The 7,650-nt window shown below is 71.1% G+C and carries 7 protein-coding genes; all 7 read right to left on the minus strand.

Translation table 11 applies throughout. The annotated features are described in order from the left end of the window. Positions 1–144: 144 nt before the first annotated feature. Positions 145–1,299 (minus strand): ADP-ribosylglycohydrolase family protein, encoded by a 1,155-nt coding sequence (locus tag G3I65_RS18345; protein WP_160697192.1) that lies wholly within the window; start codon positions 1,297–1,299, stop codon positions 145–147. A gap of 13 nt (positions 1,300–1,312) precedes the next feature. After that, the gene (locus G3I65_RS18350) at positions 1,313–2,593 is read right to left on the minus strand and encodes an ABC transporter substrate-binding protein (RefSeq protein WP_160697193.1); all 1,281 of its coding nucleotides are present in this window, start codon (positions 2,591–2,593) and stop codon (positions 1,313–1,315) included. Positions 2,594–2,633: 40 nt separating this feature from the next. Further along, a complete protein-coding gene (locus G3I65_RS18355; RefSeq protein WP_125315336.1) occupies positions 2,634–3,461 on the minus strand; it encodes a carbohydrate ABC transporter permease in 828 nt (275 codons plus the stop codon). After that, on the minus strand, positions 3,461–4,402 hold the full coding sequence (locus G3I65_RS18360) for a carbohydrate ABC transporter permease (protein WP_160697194.1): 942 nt from the start codon (positions 4,400–4,402) through the stop codon (positions 3,461–3,463). Before G3I65_RS18360 ends, G3I65_RS18355 begins: the two co-directional genes overlap by 1 nt. After that, positions 4,399–5,403, minus strand: a complete 1,005-nt coding sequence (locus tag G3I65_RS18365; protein WP_160697195.1) for a LacI family DNA-binding transcriptional regulator — start codon at positions 5,401–5,403, stop codon at positions 4,399–4,401. Before G3I65_RS18365 ends, G3I65_RS18360 begins: the two co-directional genes overlap by 4 nt. Positions 5,404–5,613: 210 nt before the next feature. Further along, on the minus strand, positions 5,614–6,438 hold the full coding sequence (locus tag G3I65_RS18370; protein WP_160697196.1) for a hypothetical protein: 825 nt from the start codon (positions 6,436–6,438) through the stop codon (positions 5,614–5,616). Between the two features lie 154 nt (positions 6,439–6,592). Beyond that, positions 6,593–7,650: FtsX-like permease family protein (locus G3I65_RS18375; protein ID WP_309235540.1), on the minus strand; the 1,058-nt coding region annotated here is incomplete at its 5' end.

Genomic DNA, 7,650 nt, shown 5'->3' on the forward strand with positions numbered 1-7,650 from the left:
CGGGACCCGCGCCGCTCACCGCGGGCACGGGATCACCGCCCGCCGCGATCCACCGCGCCCGTGCCGCCGAGACGTCCTTTCCCTCCGCGGCGGACTGGACCAGCTCGTGCGGCAGCAGGTCCTCGGGCTGGGCCCAGGTCAGCCTCACGCCGTCGCCTCCAGGAACGCCGCGCGCGCGGCGGCGCGCTCGCGGTCGGCCTTCAGGATGTCCACCGCCGCCGAAGCCAGCAGTTGCCCCGTCTCGCGCAGGTCCATCCGGCTGGCGTCGCCGACCTGGTCGACCCACTCGGCGGGCACCACGGCCGTGCCGCCGAGGCCCGCGCAGATCGCCGCCGCCATCACGGCGATCGAGTCGGCGTCGCGGCCGTAGTTCACCGCCGCCAGCACTGCGCCGCGGAAGTCACCCCGGTGCGCCAGCACGAACGCCAGCGCGGCCGGGAGCTCCTCGATCGACTTCGTCCGCGACGGCCGCCGCGCGTCCATCGACATCTCGCGGTAGCGCGGCCCGACCGAGTCGAACGGCGCGACGGTCTCGCGGACGAGAGCCGCCAGCGCGCGTTCTTCCCCGTCGGTGCCCGGGGGGACGGACCGGTCACCGAAGGTCTCCACGACCGCGCGCAGCGCCGCCGCGGTCCCGTCGTGGGCCACGTCCAGCGCGGCCGCCACGACGTCGTCGAGCGACGCGCCCGGAGCGACCGCGGCCGCCACCATCGCGGCCAGCACACCCGCCGCCTCGCGGCCGTAGCTGGACTGGTGCGCGCCAGTCAGGTCGATCGCCTCGGCGTACGCGGCCCGCGGATCGCCCGCGTTGACCACGCCCACCGGGGCGACGTACATCGCCGCGCCGCAGTTGACCACGTTGCCCACGCCCGCTTCGCGCGGATCGACGTGTCCATAGTGGAGCCTCGCGACGATCCACTTCTCCGCGAGGAAGACCCGTTGCAGCAGCAGCGCGGTCGACTCCAGCTCCGGCACCCAGCGCGGCTCGCCGATCATCAGCGGCACCAGGTCCTCGGCCATCGCGTACGCGTCGAGGTGCGCGCGGCGCTTCGCGTACACCTCGACCAGCGCCCGCGTCATGAGGGTGTCGTCGGTGACGTGCCCGTCGCCCTTGTGGTACGGCGCGATCGGGCGGGCCGTCCGCCAGTCCGGGTACCACGGCCCGACGACACCGGTCACCCGGCCGCCGTGCCGCTCTTCGATCTGCTCGGGCGTCCACCCTTCGGTGGCGCCGCCGAGTGCGTCCCCGACGGCCGCACCGGTGATCACCGCGACGGCCCGGTCTTCCAGCCAGGTCACCAATCCGCTCCTGTCACTTGTTGACGTTCTTCCAGCCGTCCTCGAGCTGCTTCGCGAGGCCGGCCGCGTCGATCTTCCGCGCGAGGAACTGCTGGTACGCCGGGGTCGCGACGGTGTCCTTCCACTGCGCGTACTTGCCGGCGAACAGGTAGGGCGCCGAGGTCAGGTGCTCGCCCGAGGCGAGGATCGCGTCCCAGCCGTTCTTGCCGGCGAGCTTCGTGGCCAGCGCCTGGCGCGCCGAGGTCGTCGGCGGGATCAGCGCGTCGGCCTCGTTGATCGCGGCGAGGTTTTCGGTGCTGGTGAAGAAGTCCACGAACTCCGCGGCCTCCTTGACGTGCGCCGAGTCCTTGTTCACCGACAGCGTCTGCGGGTTCGCGGCCTGCGCGGGACCGGCCGAGCCGGCCAGCGGCGGCAGGACCACCCAGTCGAAGCCCTTCGGCGCGTCCTTGGCGATGTTGGCCGCCTGGTAGGAACCCTGGACGGTCATCGCGATCTGCCCGGCGTAGAACGGTGCCAGCGCCTTGGTGCCCGACTGCGTCAGCGTCACCGGCAGGATCGAGTGGTCCTGGTGCGCCATCGCGTCGACGAGCTGCGGCAGCGCCTGCTCGCCCGGCCCGGCCGTCAGCTTGGCGTCCTTCCCGCTGCCCTCGAAGTACTTCCCGCCGAACCCGGGCGCCAGCGCGACGAACGCCGCGGTCGGGCTCGACAGGCCCCAGCCGAGGCCGAACTTGCCGTCCTTGGTCGTCGCCTTCGCGATCTCGCGCAGCTGGTCCCACGTCATCGACGCGCCGGTCGGGATCGTGACGCCGGCCTGCTGCAGCTGGGTCTTGTTCGCGAAGACCACATAGGACTGCAGCTCGGTCGGCTGGGCGATCACCTTGCCGTCGACCGTGACCGAGTCGAGGACGCCCTTCGGGATGTCCGCGCGCTTCTCCGCCGAGAGGTACGGCGTGAGGTCGGCGAGGAAGCCGTCGGTGGCGAACGGCGCGATCCCGGCCGCCTCGTAGTGCACGATGTCCGGCGCCGAGCCGGCGTTGAACTGGGTGATCAGCTTGTCGTAGACGCCGTCCCAGCCCGCCTGCACGATCTTGACCTGCACGTCCGGGTGCGCCTTGTTCCAGTCGCCGACGATCTTCTGCGTCGCGGCGATGGCGGCGGGCTGGTCGGACAGGGACTGGAAGGTGAGGGAGACCGGGCCGTCCCCGCCGTCGCCACTGCCCCCGCCCCCGCAGGCGGTGAGCAGCAGTCCGACGGCCGTCAGCGCGCCGGCGACCAGTGTGCGTCGTGTCTTCATCGACCGACCTTTCGAGCGTTCTCGTTGGGGAACAGGGTTTTCATCCCTTCACCGCCCCGGCCATCAGGCCGCTGGTGAGCTTCTTCCGCAGGATGCCGAAGAAGACGATGCTGGGGATGGCCGCGAGCACGGCGCCCGCGGCGAGCGGGCCGAGGGCGACTTTGCCCTCCCCGCCGACGAACATGGTGAGGGTGATGGGCAGGGTGTAGTTCTCCGGCGACTGCAGCAGCACCAGCGCGAAGAAGAATTCGTTCCACGACGAGACGAAGCTGAACATCGCGGTCGCGACGACGCCGGGAGCCAGCAGCGGGAAGACGATCGTGCGCAGCACGGTGAGCCGGTTAGCGCCGTCCATCGCCCCGGCTTCCTCGAGCTCCACCGGGATCGCGGCGACGTAACCCTGCAGCATCCACAGCGCGAACGGCAGCATGTACGTCGTGTGCACGAGCGTCAGGCCGGCGAGGTTGTCGGCCAGGCCGAGCGTCCGCAGGATGAGGAACAGCGGCAGGATGATCAGCACCACGGGGAAGACCTGGCTGACCAGGATCCAGCCGACGCCGGCCGCGCGCACCTTTCCCTTGAGCCGCGCGAGGACGTAGGCCGCGGGCACGGCGATGACGACCGACAGCGCGGTCGAGGCCAGCGCGACGATCAGGCTGTTGGCCGCGGACCGGATCAGGCCCTGCTTGTTCAGCGCTTCGGTGTAGTTGTCCCAATGCCACTCGCTCGGCAGCAGGCTGACCGTCAGCGAGTTCAGCTCCCCCGACGACTTGACCGACGCGGAAATGAGCCACAGCAACGGGAAACCGAGGAAGAGGATGTAGAGCGCGAGGGCCGCGTACTGGGCCGGGCGCACGAGGACCCGCATCAGCGTCCCCTTCCCGCGCGGTCGTCGCGGAACTGCGACCGCAGGTAGACGGCGAGGATGAGCACCACCACGACGACGAGCACCAGTCCCATCGCGGCGGCGTAGCCGATCTCGCGGTTCTTGAAGGCTTCCAGGTAGATGAACAGCACCGGCACCATCGTCTTGCCGCCCGGCCCGCCCGCGGTGAGGACGTAGACCAGCGAGAACGAGTTGAAGTTCCAGATGAAGTTCAGCGACGTGATCGACGTGACGATCGGGCGCAGGCTCGGCCACGTCACCGCGGTGAACCGCCGCCACGCGCCGGCGCCGTCGACCGACGCGGCTTCGTGCAGCTCGGCGGGAATCTGCTGCAGGCCGGCCAGGAGCGTCACCGTCGTCTGCGGCATGCCGACCCAGACGCCGACGACGATCACCGCGGGCAGCGCGGTGGAGAAGTCGCCGAGCCAGTTGATGTCGTCGGGCAGCCCGACGCCGCCGAGGAAGGCGTTGAGCGGGCCGCCGTTGGCCGAGTAGATCATCTGCCACATGATCGCCACGACGACCGGCGGCATCGCCCACGGGATGAGCGCGAGGACGCGCGTCAGGCCTTGGAGTTTCAGGCCGGAGTTGAGCAACAGAGCCAGTCCCATCGCGGCGGCCAGCTGCAGCAGCGTCACGCCGACGGTCCAGATAATGCCGATCCGCAGCGAGTCCCAGAACAGGTCGTTGCCGGCGAGGCGGATGAAGTTGTCGACGCCGGCGAAGTCGTAGTCCGGGTGGCGCACCAGGCGCGCGTCGGTGAAGGCGAGGAAGATGCCGACGACGAGTGGCGCGACGCTGAGCACCAGGATCGGGATCAGCGAAGGCAGCACGAGCGCGATCGCCTCGCGCCGCCGGGTGCGCGCCAGGACGGGCTTCTTGTTCCCCGCCGGGGGCGCCGGACGCGTCAGGGTCGCGGTCATTCGGCACCTCCGGTCGACTCGCGGACCCGCAGTTCCGGGCCGACGGCGATCTGCTGGGCCTCGTGGTCCGGGTCGTCGGCGAGCTGGAGCATGATCCGCGCGGCCGCGCGCCCGCGTTCGGTCGAGCCGAGGGACACGCTGGTCAAGCTGGGCTGGAAGACCCGGCCGAGCTCGGTGTCGTCCATGCCGGTGATCGCGACGTCCCCGGGCACCGAGAGCCCCTTCTCGCGGACCGCGCGGATCGCGCCGATGGCGAGCAGGTCGTTGGCCGCGACGAGCGCGTCGAGGTCGTGGCGGCCGAGCAGTTCGCGGGCGGCTTCGAGGCCGGCGGTGACGGTGAAGTCGGCGGCGACCTCCTGGTCGACGTGCTCGAAGGCGGTCGTCTCGGTGGCGGCGTCGAACCCGCGCTGGCGGGACGCGCCCGGCGTGGTGTCGAGCGGCCCGTTGAGGAACCCGATCCGGCGGCGGCCGATCGCGTGCAGGTGCGCCACGGCCGCGCCGATCCCGCCGGCGGAGTCGGTGGAGACCGAGCTGATCCCCCGGTCGTCCAGCGCCCGCCCGATCACCACGACCGGCACGGGCGCCTGCTGGATCTCCCGGATGAGCCGGTCGTCGGTGCGCAGCGGGCTGACGATCATGCCGTCGACGAAGCCGCTGTTGAGGCTGCGCACGAGTTCGGTGGTCGACGTCGCGGTGTCGCCGGTGGTCATCACGACGACCCGGTAGCCGTGCGGTTCGAGGACCTCGTGGATGGCCCGCATCATCTCGACGTAGACGGGGTTCCCGATGTCCGCGACGGCGAAGGCGACCTGGAAGGTCTTCTTCAGCCGCAGCGACCGCCCGATCGCGTCCGCGCTGTACCCGAGCTCGGCGGCCGCGGCGCGGACCCGCTCGACCATCGCCTGGCTCGCGCCCGTCCCGTGCAGCGCACGCGAGGTCGAGGCCAGTGACACCCCGGCGCGCTCGGCCACCTGCAGCAGCGTGGCGCGTGTTGACGTCATCGTCGCTTCTACCCTCGAGTCAGGTGCTGGAAACGTTTCCAGTTCCGGATACTGGGGCTGGAAACGTTTCCAATCGGATTAATCCTGATACTGGCACCTGCTCGGCGGACGTGTCAACACAGCACGGAGAGCGCCCGCCCGGTCACCACGCGACTCCGGTGGTCGTGAGTGTTTGGTCGGGTTAGAACCCGACCAAACACTCACGACCCCTCAGCCGACCACGTCGATGTCGAACGGCTCGGCCGCGCTGTACTCGAGGTCCGCCCACACCGCGCCCGGCAGCGAGAACCGGCGGTGCGAGGTCAGGCGGTCGTCGTAGTCCGGATCGGACTTCGGGTTGTGGCCGACGCCGACTTTGTCCGAGCCCCACGCGAAGATGTTGCCGACCCACATCGGCTTCGCCACGCCGTCGGCGTTGATGTGCGGCCGGACGATGACCGCGGCGCCGGCACTGCCGGAGAGGTTGAGCCGGACCGTGTTGGAGCCGGCGTTGGGCGGGGTGACCGTGATGCGTTCCATGAGCTCCACTCCGGGTTCGGTGGCAAGGGGTGCCGGTGACGGCCCGTCGACGCCGGGCCAGAAGTCCGCCACGACGGAGATGTCGATGCCGGGCGCGACGTCGAGCAGGTACTGCGCGGCGATCGCGCCCGGCGGGATTTCGGGGCGCCCGGTGGCCGTTGCGATCCAGTACAGCGGCGGTTCGACACCCTGGTCGGCGAACGCGGCCTTGACCTTCGGCCACGTCGACCGGTTGCAGTAGATCACCGGGTGCGCGAACCCCGACCGGCGCCGCATCGCCGCCCAGCCGGGCGCTTCCTCGGGCCGCGCGTCACCGGGTTCCACGTCGAGGACGTGACCGTCGTTTGTGGACGCCTTCTTGACGATCCGCACCTTCAGCGCGTCCGGGAAGAGCGCCCAGTCGTCGTCGGACCACGGCGCGAGCTTGATCCGGTCGACGTACCCGGCCACCAGCACGGGCCGCCGGTCCTTCTTCAGGATGTTGCGCGCGGTGAGCGCGTCGTACATGGTGCGCATCGGCTGCCTCGAAACTCGGCTCGGCGGACATCTGCCGTCCACCATCGCCGAGCTCCGGGCAGCGCCACCACGGCGAAGAGGGCGCCCCTTCGGGCAGCATCGCCGTACCTACCGAACAGTCGGCGCGGAATCCGTTGCGCCGCACCCGGTTCCGTTACTCTTCCCGCAACTGCTCCAGGCCCGCGGACCGCCACAATACCGGCAGTGTCACGGCGGTCACGACCAGCACCGCGGCGGCCGCAGTCGCGGTCAGCACGCCGATCGTGGCCAGGTCGACCACCATCGGGCGGTGCACCACCCAGGTGAGCAGCAGCCAGTCGAGCCCGAGCCCGGCGAGCACGGCGACGAAGACCGCCACCACCACCGGGATCGCCAGCTGCCACAGCAGGGACCGGGCGAGCACCCCGCGCCCGACGCCGTTCGCCATCAGCGCGGCGAGGCTGCGCCGTCGTTCGCGGAGCTGTTCCCACGCCGCGATCAGCAGGCTGCCCGCGGCGAGCAGCAGCACCAGGACCGAACCCACCGACAGCACCCGCGTGATGAGCGCGTAGGTGCCGTCCCGCCCGGTGCCCAGCGAAGCGACGACACCGTTCCAGCCCACGACGTTCCGCACACCCTCCACGACATCGGGCCCGGCGGCCGGGATCGTCGCGTTCGCGCTCAGGCTGACGTTCGTCGCGTCGGCCAGTGCCCCGGTCGTGACGAGCAGTCCCGGTCCTTCGCCGGTGTGCCTGTGGTATCGATCCGCGGGCACTGTCCACTGTGGAGAATTCGCGAACCGGACCGTTTCTCCGGGCCCGGGTGCTCCGGCGCCCATCGCGTAGACGTCGCCGTCGCGGCAGCCCGCGATCGCGAACTCGCCGCACGTCCCCACGACGACGGAGGACTCCTCCCCCGCCGAGTTCCGCACCAGGCCACGGGTTTCCACCGGGACCGCGGCCAGACCGGGCAGCGCGTGAAGGGCGGTGGTGAACGCCTCGACATCGGCGACGCTCGTGACGAAGGCGGTCGCCAGCACCCGGACGTCGCCCGCGGGCGGCTGGTCGCTCTCCGCCCGCGCGTAAACGCCTTGCAGCGCAATGGATCCGGCCAGCACGACGGCGATGCCGCCGACCAGCCGGGCCGCCGTCGCGCTGTCGAGCTGGAGCCGGCGCACGGCCAGCAGCCAGGCGGGCGACCCGCCGCGCAGCACCCCCGCGACGCGCTCGACCA

It is taken from the genome of Amycolatopsis sp. SID8362 (genome assembly GCF_010550475.1).
In the GTDB taxonomy this organism is placed as follows: Bacteria; Actinomycetota; Actinomycetes; order Mycobacteriales; family Pseudonocardiaceae; genus Amycolatopsis; species Amycolatopsis eburnea.

Excerpts from the sequence above, each read along its gene's own strand:
- G3I65_RS18350 (WP_160697193.1), bottom strand. The coding sequence starts at position 2,593 with ATGAAGACACGACGCACACTGGTCGCCGGCGCGCTGACGGCCGTCGGA.
- G3I65_RS18355 (WP_125315336.1), bottom strand. The coding sequence starts at position 3,461 with ATGCGGGTCCTCGTGCGCCCGGCCCAGTACGCGGCCCTCGCGCTCTAC.
- G3I65_RS18360 (WP_160697194.1), bottom strand. The coding sequence starts at position 4,402 with ATGACCGCGACCCTGACGCGTCCGGCGCCCCCGGCGGGGAACAAGAAG.
- G3I65_RS18365 (WP_160697195.1), bottom strand. The coding sequence starts at position 5,403 with ATGACGTCAACACGCGCCACGCTGCTGCAGGTGGCCGAGCGCGCCGGG.
- G3I65_RS18370 (WP_160697196.1), bottom strand. The coding sequence starts at position 6,438 with ATGCGCACCATGTACGACGCGCTCACCGCGCGCAACATCCTGAAGAAG.